The organism is Flavobacterium ginsenosidimutans (assembly GCF_037478105.1).
Taxonomy (GTDB): Bacteria; Bacteroidota; Bacteroidia; order Flavobacteriales; family Flavobacteriaceae; genus Flavobacterium; species Flavobacterium ginsenosidimutans.
Map to the genome: position 1 here is coordinate 2,790,069 of NZ_CP147988.1, position 26,511 is coordinate 2,816,579.

The window sequence follows — 26,511 nt, forward strand, 5'->3', positions numbered from 1 at the left end:
AAGAAAAATATTTCATCCTAAAACCTGATAATTGTCAGGTTTGTAAATTGTTGAGAAAGTTTTTCCGCCACGAATTCACGAATTTAATTTAAAACAATTCGTGGCGGAAAAAAACTATATCAAAATCTTCTTCAAAGATTCTGCAATGCTTCTCCATAAAAGGTTGTAAAACGATCTATCTTGAAGCCGTTCTACTTCAACTTCAGCCGTTTTCGCTTTATCTTTTGAATCATTTTTTACGAATAAATTGGCAACAGCCGTTTTAAGTTTGGCTTCTTTTTCAGGGTTTTTCTTTTTGTATAATTTCACTTTTAGATCATCATAATCTAAAGAAGCATTTCCTTTTGAGCCGTTATCATTTCCGTAAAAATTGAAACGGTATTTATTAAAAGTTCCAGTAAAAGTTGTGCCAATGTAAGGTTTGCTGAAACGCGTCATTGCCGCAACATCAAAATTTGAAATCACGCCTTGAATATGAAATCCGTCGCTTTTGTCTAGAACATTAAAATTCCAATCGACATCTAAAGGAGAATTTTTCATAAAAATACATTTGACTTTGATCTTCACATCATCCATTTTTTTCAAACCAAAACCACTTCGCAGATTGGTTGCTTGTAAATTGAATTTGTCAAAAGTTAGCACTCCTGGCCCTTTGGCAAAATCAAGTTCTTCTTCATAGACCAGTTTCGATTTTAAAACCTGAAGCGTATCAATTTGAAGCGGGAATTTTAGATTTCTCAGTAAATGATTGTATAGATATTTCTTGCTCAAATCGTCTTTCAGCATTTTTCCGCGGTAAATATTGGCATCAAAATGATTAATCACTAGCGAATTTGCTTTGAAATAAAAACGGTCATTTTTAAAACCCCAATCCATTTTTTCGACTTGAGCCGAGTCGAACTTTAAGTTGTAAATATCCTTTTCTTTTTCAAGGCGTTTTAGAAAATCATTTCGCTCAAATTGAGGCAGAGTAGAGAAATTATTGATTTTTAAGAAATTCTTTTCGGTGCTTATTTTTCCAATATTGATATAATAAAAACCATTTGGTCTATAAAACAAACTGTCAATTACTAAAGCATAACTTTTATATTGAAGCGGAATTTTTTCTTTTAAAGTTGCATCAGTAATTAAAATTCCTTCCAGTTTTAAAAGGATTTTTTTAATACTGAAAATAGGTTTTTCTGTATCTAAAGAAACAACATCGATTACTCCTTCGTTCAAATAAATATTCGAAACGGCAACAATTTTTCGGAACGGATCGATAATTTCTTTTTCAATGCTTTTGTGATTATTAATTAATTTTTCTCCTTTTTTATATAAAATGATTCGAGGTTTATTGATGATAATACTTTCTGCCTGAATAATATCGCGAAAAGCCAAATCCCAAATATTGAAATGTTTTATGGTAATAGATTCTATTTTAGAAAAAAGTCCATTTTTGCTGTCTTTTGGTTCGTTTTTCGGACTTACCAATAATGTTTGTGCGTAGATATTTCGAGAAAAAAGGGAGACTTCAATTTTTTCATAATTAATATTATATGCCGTTTTGTTTTTTTCGTGAATAATAATAGGAAGTTGCTTTTTTATCCAGTAATTCAAACCAACGTTGGCCAAAATCACAATGATAAATAGAGAAATTAGTCCAATCGCTATTTTTTTATATATTGACATTTATAGTATTAATTTTAAATACATAAATTTAGACTTTAAAAAATGTTGTTTCTTATAAAATTTTATAGAAAAGTTACATCATTACGAATTTTGATCCATTTTACTTTTTTTAGAATATGAGAATAATTAAAAAAATCCTGCTTGTTTTATTGGTTTTGATTGCAGTGCTTGCGATTGGTTTGTGCGCTTATATTTTTCATTTGAAACCAAAATATGAAGGTTCACTTCAATTAAAAAATCTCGAAAAAGAAACTACGGTTTATTTTGATGATTTTGGAGTTCCCCATATTTATGCAGATTCTGAAAAAGATGCCATGACCGCACTTGGTTATGTACATGCACAAGAAAGATTGTGGCAAATGGAATTATTACGCCGAATTGCTCCAGGGCGTTTGTCTGAAATTTTCGGCACGGTTGCGCTTAAAAACGATAAGTTTTTTGCTGGAATTGGAATCGAAGAAGCTTCGGCGAAAGCCATTGCTAGATTGGATAAAAACAGCGAAAGCTATAAACTGACTCAGGCCTATTTGGACGGGATTAACCAATATTTGGATGAAGGAGTTACGCCAATAGAATTCACTTTGGTTGGTGTCAAAAAACAAAAATTCACAATAAAAGATGTTTATAATATTTTCGGATATATGTCTTTCAGTTTTGCGATGGCGCAGAAAACAGATCCATTATTGACGGATGTTAAAAATAAATATGGCGTTGCATATTTGAAAGATTTAGGGATTGAAGGAGAATTCAATAACACAAGAATTAAAATTTCAAAAGAAAAAACAGAAGAATATACCGAGATTTCAAAATCTATAACTGCAATGTTGGATCAATCTCCGATTCCGCCGTTTGTTGGAAGTAACAGCTGGGTTGTTGGGCCACATAAAACGAAAACTGGAAAAGTTATTTTTGCGAATGATCCGCACATTGGGTTTTCGCAACCTGCAACTTGGTACGAAGCACATTTGGTAACGCCACAACATGAATTATACGGCTGTTATTTGGCAGGAACTCCGTTTCCGCTTTTAGCGCACAACAGAGATTATGCTTATGGATTAACGATGTTTGAAAATGATGATATCGATTTTTACCAAGAAAAAAATAAAGCAAACGATGCTTCTCAATATCAAACTCCAACGGGTTTCAGTAAATATGAAATCAGAAAAAAAACGATAAAAGTAAAAGATTCTTCAGATGTTGTGATGACGTTTAAAATAACGCGTCACGGTCCAATTATGAACGATTTGATGGAACGTTTGGAAAAGAAAAATCCAATCGCAATGTCGTGGACTTACACGAGAGAACCAATTCAGATTTTGGATGCAGCATACGGACTTTCGCATGCTAAAAATACAACTGATTTTAAAAAAGCAGTTTCTTTAATTGCTGCTCCTGGATTAAACGTAATGTATGGAGATGCAAAAGGAAATGTGGCTTGGTGGGCGAGCGGGAAATTGTACAGGCACAATGAAGGCGTTAATACACATTTGATTTTAGACGGTTCAAGCGGAAAAGAGGATATCACTAAATTTTTAGATTTCGAACAAAATCCGTCGGCGGAAAATCCAGAATGGGGATATGTTTATTCTGCAAACAATCAGCCAGAAGCTATTGATAATGGTTATTTATATCCAGGGTATTATTTGCCAGAAGATCGTGCGAAAAGAATTTCGGGAATTCTAAATGCAAAATCAGATTGGGATAAAGAAGCGATCAGTAAAATGATTTACGATAATACTTCGGATGTTGCAGTTGAGGTTTCTAAAAATTTAATGGCAAGTTTAGATAATAAGCTGCTTTCGAATAATGAAAAAGAAGTTTTAAAAGTTTTAAAATCTTGGAAAGGAACAACAAACTTAGAAGATGTTGCGCCAACGATTTACAATAAATGGATTTATTTGTATCTGAAAAATACATTTGAAGATGAAATGGGTAAAGACAATTTCAATTTATTTTTGGGAATTTCTACTGGAAAACAAGTTATTGCAAATCAGATAAAAAATGAAAATTCGGTTTGGTGGGATAATATTAAAACCAAAAATGTAAAAGAAACCAGAACAGATATTGTTTCAAAATCATTTCACGATGCGGTTATTGCTTTGCAAAATCAATTAGGAGAAAATGTTTCAGAATGGAATTGGGGCAAAGTACATACTGTAGAACACGAACATCCGCTTGGAAAAGTTGCAGCACTTCGCGGATTATTTAATGTTGGACCTTTTAATTCTCCAGGTTCAAATGAAGTGATTAATAATTTATTTTTCGGATTTAATGATGAAGGAAAATATTACACTAAAGGCGGACCTTCAACAAGAAGAATTGTCGATTTTGCTGATGTAGAAAACAGTTGGAGCATTTTACCAACAGGACAATCTGGAAATCCTTTCAGCAAACATTACGACGATCAAGCCGAAATGTACAACGCAGGAAAGTTCAGAAAAATGAAATTGAACAAAGAAGAGATTATAAAAACTTCGACCAAACTGGTTCTGAAACCAACGAAATAGTTTTTGTTTGCTTCGCCTGTTCGAACTGAAGCTCTCGAGTCAGGTTTCAAGTTTCAAGTTACAATCTTTGTCAAAGTTTTAAACTTTGACAAAGGTTAAAAAGCTTAGAAACTTAGCATCTCAGAACCTTGACGCCTTATTTAGAAATATACTTCCCCAAAACAATATCATTTGCAAAAATGTTCAGATTATTAATTAGAACCTTATTGTTAGTCATAACATTTTGTTTTTGATAAGCTGGGTCTTTTTCATATGCTTTTAATAAAATTTCCAGTTCAACTTCATCAAAAACAACAAAACTGTTGTAAATCGCATCTCTGAAATTTTTGTAGTTAATGCTTCCCGTAATTTCCATTGCTTTTTGTTCATTCCAGCCTTCTTTCGCGGAAGCTTCATTTATTTTTGCCAGACAGAAATCAATAACATAGTTTTTATAATTGGCAGCTTCAACAATTTTGTCAATTATGATTTTGTTTTGCTGCGTTGGCATCAGCGGATGATTATTTTGAGAGAAAGATTTTGCAGAAATAAAAAGGCATAATAATACAGCTAGAAAACTGTAGTTTTTTAGATTTTTCATAGGTTTTCAATTGTTTTGGGAAAGGCGAAAATAGTACTTTTTTAAAATAAATCTTCAAATTTCACTGTTACAAGTTGTAACAAAAAAAGCTCCTATAAAATCTTATTTATCGGAGCTTTTTTTTAAATTATTTTCTAAAAAATTACTTGGCTTTATTTTTTAAAAGCTCGTCTAGAACTTTTTTACCGTTTTCATTTGTTGGATCTAATTCAACGGATTTTTTATAATTTGAAATCGCTAATTTTTTATCACCATCAGCTAAATAAGCTTCGCCTAAACTATCATAAACATTTCCAGATTTAGGGAAAGTTTCTACATTGATTTTGAAAATTTCAATAGCTTCTTTCTTTTTCCCAGTTTGCAGTAACTGATATCCAACTCTGTTCATATCATCTTCCTTAATAGCATAAGACGGATCATTTTTTAGCTTTTTAAAAGTCTCAGTTCCTGCAACAGCACCTTTTTCTGTATAAACATCTAATAATTCAAGCGCCAATGATTTTTTTGGTTGCTCAAATGGTTTGTTGTACAGTATAGCTTGAATTGCATCGGTCATTTCACCTAAAACAGTTCCACCAGTATTGTTTAATAAAACTACCAAGTTTTTATCTGTAAAAATGCGTGAAATGATGGTATTAAAGCCATTTATTCCACCGCCATGACCAACCATCTTCAGTTTGCCTTTATCTCCATTGTCAAATTCATCCACAAACCATCCATAACCATAAGAGGCGTCTCCAACTTTTATGTAAGGTTTGAATAAAGATTCCATTGATTTTTCTGAAAGCAATTTATTGGTATAAAGTGCCTGATCCCATAAATATAAATCTTCTACTGTTGAGTATAAAGATCCTGCAGCATACGGAATACTCATATCAACATAAGGTGCATTGCTAATTAATTTTCCTTTTCTTTCATAACCAGCAGCTCTGTTTTTTAAAATTACATCGCTGTGATCGTATCCGGAATTAACCATTTTTAAAGGTGTGAAAATAGTTTCCTGTAAATATTGCTCATAGGTTTTACCTGTAATTTTTTCGATAATATATCCTAATAAGAAATAACCAGAATTGCTGTAATTGAATTTTTCGCCTGGTGCAAATTCAAGTGGCAAACTTGAGAACGTTTTTACAAATTCTGCTGGAGTGTAAGGATTTCTAGCTTTATCTTTAAAGAAATTTGGTGCATTGGTATAATTCGGAATTCCTGAAGTATGCGTCAATAAATGATGAATCGTGATTTTATCGCCATTTTCTTTTGGATAATCTGGAAGGTAAGTAGTAATTGGAACATCCAGTTTTATTTTTCCTTCTTCTGCTAATTTTACAATTAAAAGCGCAGTAAATTGTTTACTGATAGAACCCAATCTAAATTTCGTATCAGGCTGATTTGGAATATTCCATTCCATGTTAGCAGAACCAAAACCTTTTTTGAATATCACTTTTCCGTTTTCAGCTACCAATGCAGAACCATTAAATTGTCCGTATTCGTTGTATTTGCTTAAAAGCTGTTCGATTTGCTGTGCTTTATTTTGAGCAAAAATGCTCACCATTGAGAGTTGAAAAGCGACAAAGAGCGCAATAAGTTTGATTGATTTTTTCATAATGGATTGATTATGGTTTAGATTAATGATTGATTCGTTTTTGATTGATGATTGAAACTTCGTAATGAAAAGATATTCAATAGGTTAAATCGAAATTACGATTTTTACTTGAATAAAATTAATGCTGATAAAAGTTTAGACGATCATTTTGCGAATTGGTTTCAAGATTAATCCATTTTTTTTATTTTTTTTCAAAATATAAAAAAGTAGAGCACAGACCAAAGTAACTTTAAAAGCTGGCCTATGCTCATAACTAACAAATATTTTCAAGAATATTAAGTAGTTAAAACTTTACTTATATATAATAATAAAAGGATAAATAATTTTAGCATGTTACTCAGATTAAGGTTAATATCTGATTGTGATAGAAATTATTTGGTTTCGATATCGATTATTTTTCTGCCGTTTTCTCCTAGATAATGAACGAGGATATTTTCATAAACTTTGTAGCCATCGTCAACATTCGTAAAAATGATTAAACCTTGCTTTGTTTTTGGAAGCATAAAAACGATAGTCTGAACACCTTTATCAGCTCCGCCATGAGAAAGCGCGTAATTTTCGTTTCCTAAATCATAGATTTCAAAACCCAAACCAAAATATTTGTTTTTTTTTGTTTGGACTTGATGCGAAACCATTTCGTCAAAAACCTTTTGGCTTAAGCCTTCGCTGTTCATTACGCTTGATAAAAATTTGCCATAATCTTCAACTGTAGTCAAAAGATCGTCTGCGGCGCTTGCCGTTTTATTTTTAGTTGGTTCATAAGCATTTCCGTCTTTATCATAATTAGTTGCATATCTCGAAAGATCAATTTTATCATTCCAGATCAATTGAGAATCGGCCATTTTCAAAGGATCAAAAACTAATTCTGAAGCCAATTGATCTAAAGTTTTATGGAATTTCTTTTCTAAAGCTTTTCGCAAATATTCCATGCCTTCTCCAGAATATTGATATTGTGTTCCGGGTTTGAACTTGAAATCCAGTTTTTTAGATTCGTTCAAATACCTCCAATTCGGAAAACCAGTTTGATGGCTTAAAATAATTCTTGTAGTCAATAATTTATGATTCGGATCTTTAGCAATATCTGGATCAATCCAATATTTATCAAGCGGTTCGTCTAAATCCCATTTTCCTTGCGAAACTAGTTTTAAAGTTACAATTGCCGTAACAGGTTTGGTCAACGAAGCGACATTCCAAATCGTATTATATGGCGCAGCAACGCCTCTTTTAAGATTGCCAAAAACTTTTACCTGTTTTAGTTTTCCGTCAGAAATAATTCCAAGTCCTAAAGTCGGAACATTATTTTCTTTTAGCCATTTTTCAGTTTCTGCATCATTGTCAAAAAGACTGTTTTTTTCTTCTATCGAATTAGTGGGTTGATGATCGTAACTTAAAATTCGTTTCAATTTCCAAACGTTGTTTTCTAGAACCCAAAGATGTGAAAACCTTGCTTTTCCAACTAATTTTTCGTTTTTCTTTAAGAACGGTTCGCCTTTGTTTGTCTTGTTTTCATAGAAATAATGAATTCCAGTTTGTAAAGCAGCATACAAAACTCCGTTTTTATATAACGGATAAATTTTAGTGCTTTCATCAACTAGTTCTCTTCTAGATTGATACGTTGTTGGAGAAGCGCATAAACCGCTTTTCATCGTTTTTACAAAATCCGCTTTATTCGAAAGTCCGTTTTTATCATGGTAAAATTCTAATTGATCGCTACAAAGGCTTTCAGATACAGAAATGTCGCAGGTATTAAAACCGACATCAAAAAGCAAACTGTCGAGCGACATGATGGTTTTGTACAATTCGGAGTTTTTTTCTTCTTGCGAAAAAACGGTTTGAAAAGAGAAAGCTAAAATTCCAATTAAGAAGGTTTTTAATTGAAAATGAATGTGATGGATGATTTTCATTTTGTTGATTGATTGATGATTTTACAAAAATAAATCAATCAAGATTAACAAAATTGTACAAATGCGAAATCTTATCTTTTTTGCGAAAGAAAATACATTTCTGGATTAAACATTTTTGGAGTTATTTTAGTCACGTCTTTAAACTTTCTGATAAAGTGCGATTGATCGAAATATTTATTGTAAAGCGCAATTTCGGTTAAACTCATTTTCTCTAAATCGGCATTCAGCATTTGATCAACCGATTTTCTGAATTTTAAAATCTGAATGTATTTTTTAATCGTAAGCCCAGTCGCCGTTTTAAATTTTATTTGAAGTAATCGCTGCGAAGAATTCAACAATTTTCCTATTTCTGAAACTGAAATTTCATCTTCATGAAGTCTTATAATTTCACAGATTTTTTCAATTGTATTTTGATTTGAATCTGCTAATGCTTCAAAATAAGTATTTATTGTTTTTAATACTTTTTCAATATCAGATTGAATCTCAAGTTTAAAAGGCAATTCAGCTGAATTAATTTTAATAATCGAATCTGTAAAATTGTTCAAATCGTATTTTGGAAACATTGAAAGTGTCCATGTATGCAATTGAATAATCGTAACTTTTGTTTTCGGCTGAATATTAACGAGCACTTTATTAGTCATTTGAGAACAGAAATAAATGCCTTCGTTCATTTCGCATTTGTTTTTACTCGTATGGACTTCAATTGCATTGCCGCTCACAACGGCCAAATTAAAACAGCCATTTGGTAAAACGAGTTTATTTTCTATCAGGCTTTCGCCAATGCTGTTATTCAAACACCAAATTTTATTGACGAATCTCTCGGTTTTCGGACTTACATAATGTTCTGAATATAACTGCATTTATTTTTCTGAATTAAAAACTCCTATTCTGTTTCAAATTTAAGCCAAAAAAATGGTTTCATTTTATAAAGTGAAACCGAATAGAACTGTGAGAATAATTTTATTTTCCTTGCATGCTTTACATTTGATTGGAAATTCCTGTCTAACAAATTAACTCAGAAGCGATGAAAAAAATTATTCCTAGTATATTTTTGTTAATGTGCTTTATTACAGCTTGTAAAAAAGAAAATAAAGAAACAGCAGTTAATCAGAATGAAAAAACTCCTCAAACCAGTTTTCAGCCTGAAAATATAAAAGAAAAAATACTCTACAACAGAGCTGTCGAAGCGGCTATTTGGGGAATACCAGCAGTAAATTTTCAGCTTATGTATAAAGAGATGGAAAAACTTAACGGTTCTTACAATCAAATTGTGTATTGGCCGGGTTTATTAAATTGGAAAAATCAAACTCTTACTCCAAATCCAGATGTTATATATTTAATGCCTTTTTTCAATACTGAAAAAGGGCCAGTAGTTTTAGAAATTCCTCCTGCAGACAATGGCGTTTTTAACGGAAGCGTGATGAATTACTGGCAAGCAGCTATTGAAGACGTTGGGCCTGGAGGAATGGATAAAGGAAAAGGCGGAAAATATCTTATTCTGCCTCCTGGTTATGATAAAAGTAAAATTCCGTCTGGTTATTTTGTAATGCAGTCTGATACGTATCGTGGTTATGCACTTTTGCGTTCGGTTCTAAAAAGCGGTAGCCCCTCAGATGTCAAAACCGCTATTGATTATAGCAAAAGAGTAAAATTATATCCTTATTCTGAAGCTTCAAATTCGCCAAAAACAACATTTGTAGATGCTTCAAAAGCAGTTTATGATTCCGCTATTAAATATGATGAAAGTTTTTATCAAACATTAAATGAAATAGTTCAGCAAGAACCTTTTCTTGAGCGTGATAGAGTAATGATTGATCCTCTAAGAACAATTGGGATAAATAGGGGACAAAACTTTAGTCCTGATGCAAGAACTAAAGAAATTTTTAAAGCTGCTGTTAATGAAGCGAGGGACTGGCTTATTTATAATTACGAAAATATAAAACCTTTTTACGGAAGTGCTAATTGGTTTTTTCCGGCAGATGAAGAGAATATAAAGAGTGTAAAGAGTTCTTTTGGTATAAAAGAAATTTACCCAATTGATAATAGAGGCATTTGTTATATGATAGCTTTTTTTAGTGCAAAACATCTAGGAGAATCTCAATATTATCTTATGGCGATAAAAGATAAAGAAGGTAATATATTGAAAGGAAGCTCCTCTTATAAAGTGATAGTTCCTGCAAATGTTCCGGTAAAACAATATTGGTCAATGACGGCTTACAACCGTGATACACATACTTTTATTCGAGATTTAAAATGGGCAGCGCGTTCTTCTCAAACACCTGGAATTAAAAAGAATTCCGACGGAACAGTTACTTTGTACTTTGGGCCAAAACCACCGCCAGAAGGAGAAAGTAATTGGGTTCCGACAGATCCAAAAGGCGATTTCGAAATACTAGCAAGATTCTATGGACCAACTCCAGCATTGTTCGATCAATCTTGGAAGCTGAATGATATCGAGAAGGTTAATTGACTCAAAAACAACCCAGCTTAAAAACTGGGTTGTTTTTTATTTCAAAAGTCTCAAACAAATTCCGAAAAATATTCTTTTTTAGTATTTTCCCATTCTTCCAAAATAATACTGAAATAAACATCAGATTTACTTTTTCCTTCAGAATCAACATAATTGTTTCTGAAAACGCCTTCTTTTACAGCGCCCAATTTTTCAATGGCTTTTTGTGATCTTATATTTTCAAGATCTGCGCTGAATTGTATTCTTCTAAATTGAATTTTTTCGAAACCAAAATTAAGCAGTTCAAATTTGCAGGCCTGATTTAATCCAGTTCCCTGAAATGCTTTTCCGTACCAAGTCCAGCCAATTTCACATTTTTGACTGGCGTGATTTAAATAGCCATAACGCGTACTTCCAGCAACTTTGTTAGTCGCTTTGTCAATTATTAAAAAAGGATAACAAATGCCGTCTGTTTTTTGTTTAAATGTACTTTTTATATAGTTTTCGAAATCTTGATCGTTGCGAACATACATTTCCATATATTTCCAAATTTCGTCATCAAAAATGATTTCTTTCAATTCTATATTCCTTTCGTTTTCAAATGGAATTAAAAGCACTTTCTCATTTTCTAAAATAATGTCTGATTGTACTATTTCGCTGTTCATGAATTTTTATTTTATCTAATGAAGTAATGAAGAGCGAAAGTAATTGTTTGATTTCTTTAAACAAATCAAATAAAACAACAATTTGTTATATTTTTAAAAAGATATAAAACAGACTAATCTTTCTGAATCACTATTTACACACAATTTGTTCATTTATTTTACGGCTCATGTATAATTATTAGTTATTTTTACGACCCAATATTAGATTTTCCTCGATGCAAACTTCATTAAAAATTGCTGTTGTTGGTTCCGGACTTGTAGGGTCGCTTCTGGCAATTTATCTTAAAAAAGCTGGTCACACCGTTCATGTTTATGATCGTAGCCCAGATATCCGAAAAATAAATTTCTCTGGCCGTTCTATTAATTTAGCAATGTCTAATCGTGGCTGGAAGGCTTTGGATGCTGTTGGCGTTGGCGATTCGGTTCGAGAAATTGCAATTCCGATGGATAAACGTGCAATTCATTTGGTCGATAAATTGAATTTTCAGAATTATGGACAAGAAGGCGAATCGATTTATTCTATTTCAAGAGGAAAACTAAACAGAAGAATGATCGATTTGGCTGAAGAAGCTGGAGCTGAATTTCATTTTGAACAAAAAGTTTGGGATGTTACTTTAAACGATGCAACACTTCATATTGGCGAAAGCGAAAGAGGGGAATGGGAAGAAAGAAAGTTCGACATGGTTTTTGGTGCCGATGGAGCTTTTTCTAGAATTCGTCATAGAATGCAGCGTCAGAGTATGTTTAATTATTCTCAGGAATTTTTAAATATGGGTTACAAAGAATTGAATATTCCAGCAAACCCTGATGGAACACATAAGTTAGATAAAAATTCATTTCATATTTGGCCGAGAGGCGAGTACATGCTAATTGCACTTCCTAACCTAGACGGAAGTTTTACTTGTACCTTATTTATGCCTTTTGAAGGAGAAAATTCTTTTGAATCGCTTGTAGATCGAAAAATGGTCGAAGATTTCTTCGAGAAAAATTTCCCAGATTCAATTGAAGTGATTCCAGAATTGGCAAACGATTTCTTTAAAAACCCAACAAGTACATTGGTTACAATGAAATGTTTTCCTTGGACTTACGAAAATAAAATTGCCTTAATTGGAGATGCCTGCCATGCAATTGTTCCTTTTTACGGACAAGGTATGAATGCTGGTTTTGAAGATATTACGGTTTTGAACGAAATGATTGAAAAGTACGGAGATGATTGGAAAAAGATCTTCGCAGAATATCAAATTTCTAGAAAACCAAATGCAGATGCAATTGCTGAACTTTCGTATCGAAATTTCTTGGAAATGAGTACCAAGACTGCAGATGAAAAATTCTTATTGCAGAAAAAAATAGAAAAAGTCTTTTCAGACAAACATCCAGATAAATGGATTCCGCTTTATAGCCGTGTTACTTTTAGTGATCGCCCGTATGCCGAAGCCTTGGCAATTGGAGATTATCAAAACGGAATTATGGAAGAAGTGCTTCGAATGGAAAATGTCGAAAACATCTGGAATACACCAGAAGTTGAAAATAAGATTCTGGAATTACTAGAAAAAAGATAAAATTTTTAAACCAATAAGTAAATATAATACTGTGCGCAAAATAAACCCGACAGGTTTTAAAAATCTGTCGGGTTTTGTATTTGTAAAATTAAATGAACTAATATTACTTAATATGGTTTAAATAAGTTTTTTACTTCTTTAGAAATTTAGATAAAACTCCAAAAACGCCTCTTATAAAGGTAGCGCTTGTAACAACTTTCAAAACAGATTTTGTAACAACCTCTGTAGTACTTGGTTCTGATTTTGACGATTTTGCTGGAGCTTGTTCTTCTTGCTGTGCTGCAACTTCAGCTGCTTGAGCTAATTTTTTATTTAAGATTTCGAAAGCACTTTCGCGGTCAATTTCTTCTTCGTATTTCTTAACCAATTTTGATTTTCCATTTATTTCCTCAATTTCTTGTGCAGATAAAATGTCCATTCGGCTCATTGGTGCACGCATCATTGTAGCAACAAGCGGAGTTGGAATACCTTTTTCGTTAAGCGCGGTAACCAAAGCTTCTCCAATTCCTAAACTCGTTAGTAATTCGTCTGTTTTATAATATGGAGAAGTAGGATAATTGTCGGCAGTTTTCTTAATTGCCTGACGGTCATTTGCTGTAAAAGCTCTAAGCGCGTGCTGAATTTTCAATCCAAGCTGAGCTAAAACACCGCTTGGAACGTCCATTGGGTTTTGGGTTACAAAATAAATACCAACACCTTTTGAACGAATCAGTTTTACTATTGTTTCAATTTGTTCCAATAAAGCTTTGCTTGCCTCATTAAAAATTAAATGCGCTTCGTCAATAAAAATTACCAATTCAGGTTGTTCCGCATCTCCTTTTTCTGGCATTTTCTGATAAATTTCTGCCAAAAGACTTAACATGAAAGTCGAGAATAATTTTGGCTTATCCTGAATATCCGTCAAGCGGATGATATTTACGTAGCCTTTCCCGTTTTCGTCGATTCGCATCAAATCATCAGTTTCAAATGATAATTCGCCAAAAAACAAATCACCGCCTTGCTGTTCCAATTCAATAATTTTTCTAAGAATTGTTCCAGTTGTTGCTGTTGAAATTTTTCCGTAACTCGCAGCAATTTCATCCTTGCCTTCCTCAGTAATATAATTGATTACTTTTTTAATGTCTTTTAAATCAAGCAAAGGCATTTGGTTATCATCGCAGTATTTAAAGATAACAGCCACAACACCAGCCTGAGTGTCATTTAAATCCAGGATTCTGGAAAACAAGACAGGTCCAAACTCAGAAACTGTGGCGCGCAGTCTAACTCCATCCTGTTTAGATAAAGACATCAGCTCAACAGGAAATGATGATACATTATAAGGTATATTTATTTTTGCATGACGTTCTGTAATGAAACCTTCTTCTTTACCTTCTTTAGCAATACCACTAAAATCTCCTTTAATATCCATCATTAAAACAGGAATTCCAGCATTAGAAAGCTGTTCAGAAAAGACCTGAATTGTTTTCGTTTTTCCTGTTCCTGTTGCTCCAGCAATTAAGCCATGACGATTTAAAGTTTTCAGCGGAATTTTGACATGTGCTTCTGCAAGTGGCTCACCATCAAGTATTGCGCCTCCTAGAATGATGCTGTCACCTTTAGAAGAATACCCTGTATTTATATCTGCAATAAAATTGTCTTTTTTATTCATGTTTTTATTTGTAATTTAGTTGGTTATATGAGTATTGCTGTGTGTTTGGGCATTTTTATTATAGTTTTTTTTAGTAAGAAAAAGCTTTTTTTGATTGAAAATTTAATAAAAAAAAAATTCTCAGCTTTTTAAGAAGATATCAAAGGAATCTTTGAATATTTACTAAAACGTTGTAATTTTTCCAATTATAGTCCTTTTTTTTGGTTTATCTAAAAAATGATGCCGGCAATTTAATGAGATATTTTTTAAATTGAAGTTAAATTTCGGTCAATTAAATTAAAAAAAGTTTTTTTATTTAAACTAAACGTATAAATTTGCTCCTCTACAAGTTAAATATAACTAAAAAATAAAAATTATTTAAAACTATTAAAATTAAAAAAAATGGCAAACGTTAAAGTTAAAAAAGAAAGCACTTCAAATGGGGGAGGAATGATTACTGGAATCATTATTGTTGCGTGTATCTTAGTAGGGGTGTTTATTTGGAAAGTAATCATGGGGGACTCTGCGAACTTCGAAGGAGGTAATCCAGAAACTGGACATCCAATCAATACATTAGGACAAGTTTATAAAGGAGGTTTCATTGTACCTGTATTATTAGGTATGTTTTTAATGGTTGTTGTTTTTTCTATCGAAAGATTTATTGTTATCGGTAAAGCTGCTGGAAAAACTAACCTTGACAAATTCATGAAAAGTGTTCAAGGTAGTATTAAAGAAGGAAACATCGAAGCTGCTATCGCTTCTTGCGACAAACAACAAGGTTCAGTTGCAAATGCAATTAAATCTGCTTTGGTAAAATACCAAGATGTTAAAAAAGAAGGATTCAATAGCGAAGAAGCTTCAGAAGTAATCCACAAAGAAATTGAAGAGGCAACTTCATTAGAAATGCCAATGCTAGAGAAAAACATGACTATTATCTCTACTTTAGTATCTTTAGGTACATTAGGAGGATTATTAGGAACTGTATCTGGTATGATTAAAGCGTTTGGTGCGTTAGCTTCTGCTGGTACTCCTGACCAAGCTGCTCTTGCAACAGGTATCTCTGAGGCACTTATCAACACTGCAACAGGTATCTCTACTTCTATCTTAGCAATTGTTTCTTACAACTTCTTTACTGCTAAAATTGACGATTTAACTTACTCTATCGATGAGGCTGGTACTACAATCGTTAATACTTACAGAAAATTCAGAGGAAGTTTAAGACAATAATTAATTTTTGATTTTATATCAAAAAAATAAAATAAAAGATAATGGCTAAAATAAAAATGAAAAAGAAGTCTACATCGACAGATATGACTGCGATGTGTGACGTAGCGTTCCTTTTGCTTACGTTCTTTATCTTAACCGCGACTGCTAAAGTGCCAGAGGCACTACCTGTAGATACTCCTGCATCTACTGTACAAACTAAATTGCCAGATACAGATTTGGCGATTATTACAGTAGGAAAAGGAAAAGTATTTTTTGACATCAAAGGAAGAGAGGTTCGTAAAAGAACTCTTGAAGGAATGGGTGCAAAATATGGTATTGAATTTTCAGAAGAAGATAAAACCAAATTTGCTCTTATGGATGATTTTGGTGTGCCAATTACAGGTTTAAAGCAAATCATTGATATGAAAGCGGCGGACAGAACCAAGGCAAATCAACCTGGGATTCCTTTAGACTCTTTAGACAATCAATTAAAAGAATGGCTTCTAATTTCTCGAAGAGCTACAATTGACCTTGATGACAAAGAATTGCAAATTGCAATTAAAGGAGATGCTAAGGAAGAATATCCAAAAATTAAAAAAATTATGGATATCTTACAAGATCAGAAAATCAATTCCTTTAACTTAGTTACAGGTACGAGAGGGAAAGACTTTTAATTAAAAAAAATACACTAAAATGGCTGAATTAAATACCGGCGACGGCGGTGGTGGTAAAGGTGGTAAAGTAAGAAGCAAGAAGCAGAATTCGAAAGTCGATTTAACGGCAATGGTGGATTTGGCATTCTTATTGATCACATTCTTTATGTTAACTACTTCGTTGTCAAAACCTCAATCGATGGATTTATCATTGCCAAATAAAGATGAGGATCCTAATAAACCAAACGTGGACACGAAGGTAGATGAGAATCGTACCATGACTGTAATGTTAGGGGCTGATAATAAGATGGTTTTCTATATGGGGTTATTAGCGACACCAAAAGTTGGGCCAAAGGATATTGCATATGGTAAAGATGGTATCCGTAAAGAACTGTTAAAACAAAAGAAAAATGTTTTAGCTTATTCTACAGCTTTAGGGAAACCTAAAAACGGAATCATTGTAATCATCAAACCAACGAAGAAATCAAATTACCGTAATTTGGTTGATATCTTAGACGAGATGGCTATTACTGGAGTTGAAACTTACGCGATTGTTCCTGAGTTTACACCAGAGGAAACGAAATTAATAGATAAAAAAGCTGAATAATCTTTTTTATCAAATTAAAAATCAAGAGATATGAAATTAGATATTATAAAAAATCAGTGGCTTGATATCGTATTCGAAGGACGTAATAAGATATATGGTGCATATGAGCTGAGAAAATCGAACGGAAAAACAACTGTGAAAGCACTTGTTATCGGTTCACTTATCTTTAGCGCTGCTGTGGCTGCTCCTCTTATTGCAAGTTTTTTACCAGATTCTACGGAAGAAGATGTGAATAAAGATATCAAGATTGCAACGGTTAAATTACCTCCTAAAAAAGAGGAAATTAAACCAAACACTCCACCACCGCCACCACCACCACCAAAAGTGGATCAGGTAAAATTCGTAAAACCTGTGGTAGCGAAAGCTGAGGAAGTTACTGAGGATCCGCCAAAAATTGTGGATTTGAAAGACAAAAAAGTTGGAGCCGAAACTATTAAAGGAGATCCAGATGCAGTATTAACTGTAGATGAACCAGTAGGAACAGGACCTGTTTCTCAAGTAGTAGAAGAAGATAACAACGTTTATAACACAGCTGGTATCGAGGTAAAACCAGATTTCCCAGGAGGAATTGATAAATTCTACAAATTCGTAGGAAACAATTACAAAACTCCAGAAGAAGAAGGTTTAAAAGGTAAAGTTTACGTTACGTTTGTAGTTGAAAAAGACGGGTCGTTAACAGATATTAAAGTTTTAAGAGATATCGGTTACGGTACAGGAGCAGAAGCAATTCGTGTTCTTAAAAAATGTCCAAAATGGACTCCCGGCGAGCAAAATGGTAAAAAAGTTAGAGTACTTTACTCTCTGCCTATTACTATTCAATCTGCAGAATAATGTTAAAAGATATGCTTAATAATATTCAGAAGAAATCGCTCAAAGAGCGATTTCTTCTTGTTTTAGGAATACTGTTTTTTTTAATTTATCTTGTACTCGGTTTAATGATTATGTTTTGGGAAAAACTACCATTAAATATGGAACCAAAATATAGATATGCTTTTGGTGGATTACTAATTGTATATTCGGGAATAAGATTTTTAAGATTAATTAATTCAAAAGAAGAATAATTATGTTGAAATATAGTAAGGCTTTAGGTTTGATAGTTTTTGTCTTTTTGTTTGCCATGTGCAACCAAAAAAGCAAAAGTGAAACTGAAAAAGAAACAATTTTAAAAGGATCACTTGATATTACTGTCGATGAAACGGTAAAACAAATCGTAGACGATCAGGTTGCAGTTTTTGAGGGTACTTACTATGATGCAAAAATTACGGTTAAACCAAAATCTGAAGCCGAAGTAATTAATGATTTATTAAATCAAAAGGCTAAAGTTGTAATTACCACACGGAATTTAACAAAAGAAGAATTAGCTCGTTTTGATAAAAGTAAAATCAATCCAAGAGTAACACCTTTCGCTCAAGATGCAATTGCATTTATTTCAAACAAGAACAATAATGATACACTTATTGCGTTGAAAAGTGTAATCGATTTTATGCAAGGTAAGCCAGATCCTAAAATTAAAGGGTTAGTTTTTGATAATCCTAATTCTAGTACCGTACGTTACATGAAAGAATTAGCAAAGGTTAATGCTATTCCAACGAATGGAGTTTTCTCTTTTAAAACAAACAATGAAGTAATAAAGTTTGTTTCTGAAAATGATGGAATGATTGGAGTTGTTGGTGTAAATTGGTTATATCAACCAACACCAGATATGACAGAAACGATTAAAAAAATAAATGTTTTGAGTGTAAAGGGATTAAATGGTACTGGATACTATAGTCCTACACAAAACGACCTGGGAGAAGAGAAATATCCTTTGGCACGTGATTTGTTTATTATCAATTGTCAAGGCTATTCTGGGCTAGGAATGGGGTTTGCTTCATTCATCGCAGGAGACATCGGTCAGCGTATAGTTTTGAAATCAGGTTTATTGCCATACAAAACTCCTGGACGAAAGCTTAAAATTAGAAGTGAAATTATAAAAGATAAAGAATAAATTAATTACGATAAAAAGATGAATAAATTTAAAATTTTAGGTCTTGCACTAGTTGCCTCTGCTACGGCGGCAAAAGCGCAAGATATCAACCAAGCAAAAAAGGCAATTGATGCAGAGCAATTTGATAAAGCTAAAACAATGCTTAAATCAATCATCAAATCTAAACCATCTGATGGTGAGGCAAATTTTGTTTTAGGAAACGTTTATTTAAATCAATCTGTTGTAGATTCTGCTAAAATCTATTACAATAATGGATTACAAGCTTCTGATAAGAAAAACTTAAACTATATTGGTTTAGGTCAATTAGATCTTGATGCCAAAAATACAGCGGCAGCTCAAGCAAATTTCGCTTTAGCTACTAAAGACATGAAGAAAAAAGATGTAAATGAGTTTATTTATATCGCTAGAGCTTACATGAACTCTGAAAATCCAGATTATAAAAATGCTACTGATGTTTTAAAACGTGCTCTATTAGTTGATCCTCAAAATGCTCAAGCTCTTTTGGCTATTGGTGATGCTTACTACGGAGCAAACAATCAAAATGATGCTTATAAAGCATACCGTGATGCTTTTACAGCTGACAATACTTTGTTAAGAGCTAAAATGCAATTAGGAGTTTTATTAAAAGGTGCTAAATCGTATGATGAAGCTATTAAATCTTTCAATGAAGTTATTGCATTAGATGCTAATTACGGACCAGTTTACAGAGAACTTGCTGAAACATATTACAAATGGGCTAGAAATAAACCTTCTACTTCTAAAGTTAATTTACAAAATGCAATTACAAACTACGAGAAGTATTTAAGTTTAACAGATTATTCTCTTGATTCTAAAATGCGTCACGCAGATTTCTTAGTTTTAGTAAAAGATTACAAAAACTTAGAAGTTGTTGCTAACAAAATGATTGCTCAAGATAAAGTTAATCCTAGAATCTTTAGATATTTAGGTTACGCAGCATACGAAAACGGAAATGTTGATGTAGCTATTAAATCTATCGAAGATTATATCAAAACTCCATCAAATAAAGTAATTGGAAGAGATTATTTATACTTAGGTCTTTCTAAAATTAAAAAAGGAACTGATGCAGCTGGAAATGTAGAGCAAACTGCTTTTGATGCAGGTCTTGCAGATATTAAAAAAGCGGTAGAAATGGAGCCTTTAGTAGTTGAAGAATTAGCTGATTTTGGAAAAGCTTTATTTGGTAAAAAACAATATTTACAAGCTGCTTCTATTTTTGAACTTGGAGCTGGCAACTCAGAATCTAAAAACTATTTAGATGACAGTGTTTACTACGGTATCTCTGTTTATTATGCAAACGTAAATAAATCTACAGGAGCTCCAGATGCTGCAGCTTTAGCAAAAGCAGAAGCTACTTTCGATAAAATTTTAGTTGCATCTCCAAATTACGATGAGGCTTACTTATACAAAGCAAGAATCAACAGATTGTTAGAGAAAGATGATGCAATGACTAAAAACTACGAAGATTATGTAACTAAAATTACTGCTAAAGGTGCTGATGAGTTAGCTAAACCAGCAGTAAAAACTAAATTTATTGAAGCTTACAACAATATAGCTGCTAGTTACGCTAATACTGACAAAGCAAAAGCTATCGAGTACTTCAACAAAACTTTAGTGTTGGATCCAGCAAATGCTTATGCTACACAATCTTTAAAATCTTTAAAATAATTTAGATTTTTGAAATAAATGAAAAACCGATAGTTCAAAAGCTATCGGTTTTTTTTGTTATGTATATTATTGACTATCTTTGCACTCTTAAAATATTAGAATGTTACCAAAAGAAATACAATTAGAAGTAAATAAAGGAGCTATGCTTCCTTTGATGGAAGAATTCTATACCATTCAAGGGGAAGGTTCGCATACAGGAAGAGCTGCTTATTTTATTAGAATTGGAGGATGTGATGTAGGATGTCATTGGTGCGATGTTAAAGAAAGCTGGAATGCAGAACTTCATCCGCCAACAAGTATTGATTTAATTGTGGATAACGCGGCGAAGTACGCTGACACAGTTGTTGTAACTGGTGGAGAGCCATTGTCTTGGGATATGACTCTTCTAACAAAACGTTTAAAAGAAAGAAATTTAAAAGTTCATATTGAAACTTCTGGTGCTTTTCCGTTATCAGGAACTTGGGATTGGATTTGTCTTTCTCCGAAAAAAAATAAATTACCTACACAAACGGTTTATGACAATGCTCACGAACTAAAAGTGATCATTTACAACAAACACGATTTTATTTTTGCCGAAGAACAGGCAGAATTAGTAAACGATAATGCAATTTTATTCCTTCAGCCTGAATGGAGCAAAAAAGAAGAAATGACCCCATTGATTGTCGATTATGTTATGAATAATCCAAAATGGAGGGTTTCATTACAAACACATAAGTATCTTAATATTCCATAAAACAAAAAAATCTCTTCAAGCGAAGAGATTTTTTGTCTATTATGAGTATACACTGTATAAAAAATAGACAATCAATTATTTCCAGTTTTTATAATTTTTTAAAGTTGTAATGTGAGCTAAATGATGATTACCGTGCCAAGCGTAAGATCCTATAATCTTCTTTAGTTTGTTTTCTGAATTATCGGAAGGATGAATAAAAGTTTTTTCTAAATCAGATTCAGATAAATTTCTCATAATATAACCTAATCTAAAATGAAGACCTTTCAGTAAATCTAAAGTCGGTTGAATAGGCATAGTTAAATTATCATTTAATTCAGACCAAAGAACTTCATCATAAGCTTTAATAACAGGATTATTTTCTGTTAAAGCCCATTTAATTCTGATGTAACAATTCATGTGACTTTCAGCGCAATGGTGAATAACCTGTCTAACGGTCCATCCATCTGGACGATATGGAGTGTCCAATTGCTCATCAGTTAAATGAATTGTTTCTTTTGCTAATTTTTCTGGAAGAGCTTCAATTTCTTTAATTCTTTCAGAAAGATACTCCGTTGAATAATTTTCTGGAGCAATAAATTTTCCGATGGGATATTTTAATTTTTCTAAATCTAATTCTTTCATAGGTTTTCTTATGGTTTGTTTTAAATGGAAAGTTTCGCTAAATAATCATAATGATCGCCTTCAAGAACAAGTTCGCAATTAAAACCATTCGAAATTGCTGCATTTTGAAGCGTATTGTAATCTAAATACAACCAATCAAAAGGCTCTTCTTTTTCTCCTTTATAACTAATATTAAAAACAAGTTCTCCATAATAATCATTTTCAGACGGAATCCATTTTCCGCCGTCTTCATCTTCATCAAACATATAAATGATATCAGAACTGTCAATTAAAATTTGTCCGCCAGGATTTAAAAGCGATTTTAATTTAGTTAAATAGGTATTGCAGTTTTTTAATTGGCCAAAAATACCAGTTCCGTTCATTAAAAGTAAAATAGTATCGAATTTTTCTCCTTCGAAATCTAGAATATTTTCAACTTTAGCATTTTTTATTCCTCGTAGCAGGCAAGTTTCGATTGCTTTTTCTGAAATATCAATAGCAGTTATATCCAAACTACGTTCATTTTGCAAGGAAAGAGCATGACTTCCGGCTCCGCATCCTACGTCTAATATTTTTCCTTTTGCCAATTGTAAAGCCTTTTGTTCAATTTTTGGCATTTCATTATAATTGCGAAAAAGATATTCAACGCTCATTTCGTCTTCTTCAGAAATTGAAGTTTCGGTAATAATATCCTCGGGCGAATTTTTGGTGTAAAAATCAAATATCGCTTTCCCAAAAAGATCTTTCATTGTTTTAGTGTAAAGTTTAAGGTTTCAAGTTCAAAGTTGTTTAATTTTGCAGATCAACTTTAAATTTTAAACTTGAAACAGATTTTAAATAACTTAAGTAAGTTAGCCAAAGATAAGCATAACGAGAATAAAAAGTATTTCGATAAGCTTAAAAAGAAACAGCCAAAGAATTTAGATTACATTATGCAGGATTTGCACAATGCAGAATTTAAAAGAACTGACTGTTTAAAATGCGCTAATTGCTGTAAAACAACGGGTCCGCTATTTACATTGGCAGATATTGAACGAATTTCGAAACATTTTAGACAAAAGCCACAGCAATTTATCGAACAATATCTTCGAATTGATGAGGACAAAGATTATGTTTTGAAAAGCGTTCCGTGTACTTTTTTGGATAATGAAAATTATTGTATGATTTATGATGTTCGTCCAAAGGCCTGCAGAGAATTTCCACATACAGACCGAAATAAATTTTATCAGATTTCAAATCTAACTTTGAAAAATGTTGAAATTTGCCCAGCAGCATTTAATATTGTAGAAGAAATGAAAAAGAAACTGCCACTATAACTAAAAACTGGTAATTGTTTCTAATAATATCTTGATTTCCTTTTTTAAGATGTATTTTTGAGAAAGGAATAATTAAAGAACATAAAGAAAACTCATAATTTGAATTTAGAATATTTCATAGCCAAAAGACTTATTACTGCAAAAGATTATAAAAGCAGTATTTCGGCACCTATTATAAAAATTGCTATTTCTGCGATCGCAATCGGAATGATTATGATGATTGTTTCTGTGGCAACAGGAATTGGTCTTCAGAAAAAAATTCGTGATAAAGTTTCTGCTTTTAATGGTCAGATTATAATTTCGAACTATGATAATAATAATTCTGAAGTTACAACAGTTCCAATTTCAAAGAAGCAAGATTTCTATCCAAATTTTAAATCAGTTCCAGAAGTCAGTCATATCCAAGCAGTGGCTAGTAAAGCAGGAATTATACGAACAGAAAATGCATTTGAAGGAATTATATTTAAAGGAGTTGGAGCCGATTACGATTGGAATAATATAAAAGAATATATTGTAGAAGGTAAACTGCCTGATTTTACAAAAGCATTAAATGAAGATGTAATTATCTCTAGATTTCTTGCAGATCGTCTAAACTTGAAAGTCGGAGATCAATTCAATACTTTTTTTATAAAGGAAGAACAAGGAAAGCTTCCAAACAGTCGCCGATTTAAAATTGCTGGAATATTTAATTCAGGATTTCAGGATTTTGATGCCACATATATTATTGGTGATATTCGACATATTCAAAGAATCAATAAGTGGAACGAAGACCAAATCGGGTCATTTGAGATTTTTGTCAAAGATTTTAATACAATTAAAGAAGTAGGAAATAAAGTTTACGAACAAACGTCTTCAAATCTCGATACAAAAACCATTGTCGAAAAATACAGTTACATTTTTGACTGGCTCCAGCTGTTTGATTTTAATATCATAATCATTTTAGCGGTTATGATTCTTGTGGCTACAATTAATATGGTCGTAGCTTTGTTAGTTCTTATTTTAGAAAGAACCCAAATGATTGGGATTTTAAAGTCTATGGGAGCTAATAACTGGTCAGTTCGTAAAATATTTTTATATAATGCCTTCTATTTAATCCTTCGCGGACTTTTTTGGGGAAATCTAATTGGAATTTCATTGTTGTTGATCCAGCAGCAATTTGGAGTGATCCAGTTAAATCCTGAAAATTATTACGTAAATCAAGCTCCAGTTTATTTAAATTGGATTTATATATTATTGTTGAATTTGCTTACGGTAGGCATTTGTTTTCTAGTTTTATTAATACCGTCTTATATAATAACGAAAATATCTCCAGTAAAAGCGATTCGTTTCGATTAAAACAAAATCTAATCAATAAATAACCCGACAGGTTTTAAAAGCCTGTCGGGTTTGTTTTTTGTGTACATATATAATATGTATGATTTGAATATTATGGTTTTTAAGGAGCTGTTTCCCGCTATCCGCTTCAATCTTTTGCTTTTTAAAGAAAAAAGCAAAAGGATTTCCGCTCCTATCGGGGCTAGGGCATCGGTTTCCAGAAGAAAGGGAAGGCAGAACTTTGCGCCTTGGCGCCATTGCGGGATTAAAAACGGCAGAAGCTTAACCCCTGAACTTTGATTTTTCTTCAAAAACCAGACATGAAGAGCAGAAAACTGTCAAAATCCCATCCAAAAAAAGCCCTCAAAATGAAGAAGCTTTATTGCAGTACAGAAAAAACCTATAATTCTTCAGGAAAATACGGATTGTAAAGAATCCGCTATCAGCGAGTTAGGAAAAAGTTTAGAAAAAGATCAAAAAAAGCGGATAAAAAGCTTGCGCAAGCGGAAAAAGGTTCTACTTTTGCACCCGCAACAGCGAAAGGCGCTCATCGAAATACCGGCAGGAAAGAAGAATCGGAGGGATCTAAAATCTAAAATCTAAAATCTAAAATCTAAAATCTAAAAATAAAAGTGTTTGAAATAATATCCGCCAATCATAAAAAACAGATTTATAATCGCCATTCTCCAAACAAGCTTTTTATAATTTCGAGATTTATCTAAGAAATGAAAAGCGATAAAAACAAATAGTAAAAGGCAAGAATATATGGCCGGATACATTTTAAAAGCAGCTAAAAATTCGCCCTGAAAAAGTAGGAATAAAGAACGCTGAAATCCGCATCCTAAACAGTCAAAACCGAAGATCGTTTTGAACATACACGGAATCATATATTTCTCTAAACTCATGGTGAATCTTTTTTGCAATTTTACTAAAAAAATATGACAAACGTTTGAAGTAGAATAGGAGTACTATATGAAAGTTTTATACTTTTGAAATCTTAAACTTTGAATTAATGAAAGCTTTTAAAATTTTAATAATGATTCTTGCGATTTCGGTTGCGTTATATGAGCAGGTTTCTGAAGAAAAAAATATCTATATCATGATTATTGCAATTGTAGTTTTCATGTTTGGAATGATGCAGTTGAGCGCAAAAACGCCAAGTAAACATAACGATAAAGAAGAGTAGGATGCTGGCAAAAGGAGATAAGGTTTCAGTACTCGATGAAGCCATAAACGGAACAGTAGTTTCGGTTAAAAACAACGAAGTTTTAATTGAAACTACGGATGGATTTATGATGACATTTTTAGTCAACGAATTAATTAAAGTTCAAGAAACCAGTAATTTAATGAATTCTATTAAAAGAATTGATTTAGATGAAGTTTCAAAAGAGAAAACAGAGCCAAAACCGAGAAGTTTTGTCAAAGAAAAGAAAGATAAACGTGATTTTGGCGTTCCAGAATTTGATTTACACATCGAAAAATTGGTTCCAAATAAACGCGGAATGTCAAACTATGATATTTTGACATTACAGACCGAAACGGCAAAAAGGCATATCGAATTTGCGATAAGAAACCGCATTCCGAAAATCGTTTTTATTCACGGTGTTGGTGAAGGAATTTTAAAAGCAGAACTTGATTTTTTATTAGGCCGTTACGACGGAATTGATTTTCAAGATGCCAATTATCAAAAATACGGACTTGGTGCAACCGAAGTTTATATTAGACAAAGCAATAAATAAAATCGCTTTTTTGAAGTTTTAGAACGCTTTATTTAAGCATAAAAAAACGTCTGTTTTTCATCTGATTTAGGTTTAAAATCAGCTTTGAAAAACAGACGTTTTTTG

At 32.4% G+C, this 26,511-nt stretch carries 25 protein-coding genes; 15 read left to right on the top strand and 10 right to left on the bottom strand.

The window, feature by feature from the left end; all coding sequences use genetic code 11:
• Positions 1–114: 114 nt before the first annotated feature.
• Complete coding sequence (locus V6624_RS12300; RefSeq protein WP_111286939.1) at positions 115–1,671, bottom strand: hypothetical protein; 1,557 nt, start codon at positions 1,669–1,671, stop codon at positions 115–117.
• 116 nt (positions 1,672–1,787) lie between these two features.
• Here V6624_RS12300 and V6624_RS12305 point away from each other — a divergent pair, with 116 nt between their 5' ends.
• The gene (locus V6624_RS12305; RefSeq protein WP_111286937.1) at positions 1,788–4,178 is read left to right on the top strand and encodes a penicillin acylase family protein; all 2,391 of its coding nucleotides are present in this window, start codon (positions 1,788–1,790) and stop codon (positions 4,176–4,178) included.
• Positions 4,179–4,314: 136 nt separating this feature from the next.
• On the opposite strand, the gene V6624_RS12310 is transcribed toward V6624_RS12305, so the two are convergent.
• From V6624_RS12310 to V6624_RS12325, 4 genes are all read right to left on the bottom strand, one after another.
• Positions 4,315–4,758, bottom strand: a complete 444-nt coding sequence (locus V6624_RS12310; RefSeq protein WP_111286935.1) for a hypothetical protein — start codon at positions 4,756–4,758, stop codon at positions 4,315–4,317.
• A gap of 142 nt (positions 4,759–4,900) precedes the next feature.
• Positions 4,901–6,361, bottom strand: coding sequence for a serine hydrolase (locus tag V6624_RS12315; protein ID WP_338838681.1), 1,461 nt, complete (start codon positions 6,359–6,361; stop codon positions 4,901–4,903).
• 371 nt (positions 6,362–6,732) lie between these two features.
• Positions 6,733–8,265, bottom strand: a complete 1,533-nt coding sequence (locus tag V6624_RS12320; RefSeq protein ID WP_111286931.1) for a serine hydrolase — start codon at positions 8,263–8,265, stop codon at positions 6,733–6,735.
• Positions 8,266–8,336: 71 nt separating this feature from the next.
• Positions 8,337–9,125 (bottom strand): AraC family transcriptional regulator, encoded by a 789-nt coding sequence (locus V6624_RS12325; protein ID WP_338838683.1) that lies wholly within the window; start codon positions 9,123–9,125, stop codon positions 8,337–8,339.
• Between the two features lie 164 nt (positions 9,126–9,289).
• Between V6624_RS12325 and V6624_RS12330 the strand changes: the two genes are divergently transcribed.
• On the top strand, positions 9,290–10,735 hold the full coding sequence (locus V6624_RS12330; RefSeq protein WP_111286927.1) for a DUF1214 domain-containing protein: 1,446 nt from the start codon (positions 9,290–9,292) through the stop codon (positions 10,733–10,735).
• A gap of 50 nt (positions 10,736–10,785) precedes the next feature.
• Here V6624_RS12330 and V6624_RS12335 read toward each other — a convergent pair whose 3' ends face one another.
• Positions 10,786–11,379, bottom strand: coding sequence for a GNAT family N-acetyltransferase (locus tag V6624_RS12335; protein ID WP_111286925.1), 594 nt, complete (start codon positions 11,377–11,379; stop codon positions 10,786–10,788).
• Between the two features lie 215 nt (positions 11,380–11,594).
• Here V6624_RS12335 and V6624_RS12340 point away from each other — a divergent pair, with 215 nt between their 5' ends.
• The gene (locus tag V6624_RS12340; RefSeq protein WP_111286923.1) at positions 11,595–12,938 is read left to right on the top strand and encodes an FAD-dependent oxidoreductase; all 1,344 of its coding nucleotides are present in this window, start codon (positions 11,595–11,597) and stop codon (positions 12,936–12,938) included.
• A gap of 130 nt (positions 12,939–13,068) precedes the next feature.
• On the opposite strand, the gene V6624_RS12345 is transcribed toward V6624_RS12340, so the two are convergent.
• Positions 13,069–14,586, bottom strand: coding sequence for a helicase HerA-like domain-containing protein (locus V6624_RS12345; protein ID WP_111286921.1), 1,518 nt, complete (start codon positions 14,584–14,586; stop codon positions 13,069–13,071).
• A gap of 381 nt (positions 14,587–14,967) precedes the next feature.
• On the opposite strand from V6624_RS12345, the gene V6624_RS12350 reads away from it, so the two are divergent.
• From V6624_RS12350 to V6624_RS12385, 8 genes are all read left to right on the top strand, one after another.
• On the top strand, positions 14,968–15,792 hold the full coding sequence (locus tag V6624_RS12350) for a MotA/TolQ/ExbB proton channel family protein (RefSeq protein ID WP_008464979.1): 825 nt from the start codon (positions 14,968–14,970) through the stop codon (positions 15,790–15,792).
• A 41-nt stretch (positions 15,793–15,833) separates the two neighbouring features.
• A complete protein-coding gene (locus V6624_RS12355; RefSeq protein WP_111286919.1) occupies positions 15,834–16,445 on the top strand; it encodes an ExbD/TolR family protein in 612 nt (203 codons plus the stop codon).
• A 19-nt stretch (positions 16,446–16,464) separates the two neighbouring features.
• Positions 16,465–17,031: an ExbD/TolR family protein gene (locus V6624_RS12360; protein ID WP_111286917.1), complete on the top strand. Its 567-nt coding sequence runs from the start codon at positions 16,465–16,467 to the stop codon at positions 17,029–17,031.
• 30 nt (positions 17,032–17,061) lie between these two features.
• A complete protein-coding gene (locus V6624_RS12365) occupies positions 17,062–17,862 on the top strand; it encodes an energy transducer TonB (protein WP_111286915.1) in 801 nt (266 codons plus the stop codon).
• The gene (locus V6624_RS12370) at positions 17,862–18,092 is read left to right on the top strand and encodes a hypothetical protein (protein ID WP_111286913.1); all 231 of its coding nucleotides are present in this window, start codon (positions 17,862–17,864) and stop codon (positions 18,090–18,092) included. The genes V6624_RS12365 and V6624_RS12370 overlap by 1 nt, the downstream gene beginning before the upstream one ends.
• A gap of 2 nt (positions 18,093–18,094) precedes the next feature.
• Positions 18,095–19,018 (top strand): substrate-binding domain-containing protein, encoded by a 924-nt coding sequence (locus V6624_RS12375; RefSeq protein WP_338838687.1) that lies wholly within the window; start codon positions 18,095–18,097, stop codon positions 19,016–19,018.
• Between the two features lie 18 nt (positions 19,019–19,036).
• Positions 19,037–20,704 carry a tetratricopeptide repeat protein gene (locus V6624_RS12380; protein WP_338838688.1) on the top strand — a complete coding sequence of 556 codons (1,668 nt, stop codon included), beginning with the start codon at positions 19,037–19,039 and terminating at the stop codon, positions 20,702–20,704.
• 100 nt (positions 20,705–20,804) lie between these two features.
• Positions 20,805–21,437: a 7-carboxy-7-deazaguanine synthase QueE gene (locus tag V6624_RS12385; RefSeq protein WP_111286907.1), complete on the top strand. Its 633-nt coding sequence runs from the start codon at positions 20,805–20,807 to the stop codon at positions 21,435–21,437.
• A 75-nt stretch (positions 21,438–21,512) separates the two neighbouring features.
• Here the strand turns inward: V6624_RS12385 and V6624_RS12390 are convergent, their stop codons facing one another.
• Both V6624_RS12390 and V6624_RS12395 read right to left on the bottom strand, forming a co-directional pair.
• Positions 21,513–22,058 (bottom strand): YfiT family bacillithiol transferase, encoded by a 546-nt coding sequence (locus V6624_RS12390; protein WP_111286905.1) that lies wholly within the window; start codon positions 22,056–22,058, stop codon positions 21,513–21,515.
• A gap of 20 nt (positions 22,059–22,078) precedes the next feature.
• Positions 22,079–22,786: a class I SAM-dependent methyltransferase gene (locus V6624_RS12395; protein WP_338838689.1), complete on the bottom strand. Its 708-nt coding sequence runs from the start codon at positions 22,784–22,786 to the stop codon at positions 22,079–22,081.
• 72 nt (positions 22,787–22,858) lie between these two features.
• On the opposite strand from V6624_RS12395, the gene V6624_RS12400 reads away from it, so the two are divergent.
• Together V6624_RS12400 and V6624_RS12405 are read left to right on the top strand one after the other, a co-directional pair.
• Positions 22,859–23,353 (top strand): YkgJ family cysteine cluster protein, encoded by a 495-nt coding sequence (locus V6624_RS12400; RefSeq protein WP_111286901.1) that lies wholly within the window; start codon positions 22,859–22,861, stop codon positions 23,351–23,353.
• Positions 23,354–23,452: 99 nt separating this feature from the next.
• On the top strand, positions 23,453–24,688 hold the full coding sequence (locus tag V6624_RS12405) for an ABC transporter permease (protein WP_111286899.1): 1,236 nt from the start codon (positions 23,453–23,455) through the stop codon (positions 24,686–24,688).
• Positions 24,689–25,287: 599 nt separating this feature from the next.
• Here the strand turns inward: V6624_RS12405 and V6624_RS12410 are convergent.
• Positions 25,288–25,572 (bottom strand): DUF2752 domain-containing protein, encoded by a 285-nt coding sequence (locus tag V6624_RS12410; RefSeq protein WP_338838690.1) that lies wholly within the window; start codon positions 25,570–25,572, stop codon positions 25,288–25,290.
• A gap of 107 nt (positions 25,573–25,679) precedes the next feature.
• On the opposite strand from V6624_RS12410, the gene V6624_RS12415 reads away from it, so the two are divergent.
• A complete protein-coding gene (locus V6624_RS12415) occupies positions 25,680–25,853 on the top strand; it encodes a hypothetical protein (RefSeq protein ID WP_204251678.1) in 174 nt (57 codons plus the stop codon).
• Position 25,854: 1 nt separating this feature from the next.
• The gene (locus tag V6624_RS12420; protein ID WP_338838691.1) at positions 25,855–26,406 is read left to right on the top strand and encodes a Smr/MutS family protein; all 552 of its coding nucleotides are present in this window, start codon (positions 25,855–25,857) and stop codon (positions 26,404–26,406) included.
• Positions 26,407–26,511: the final 105 nt, after the last annotated feature.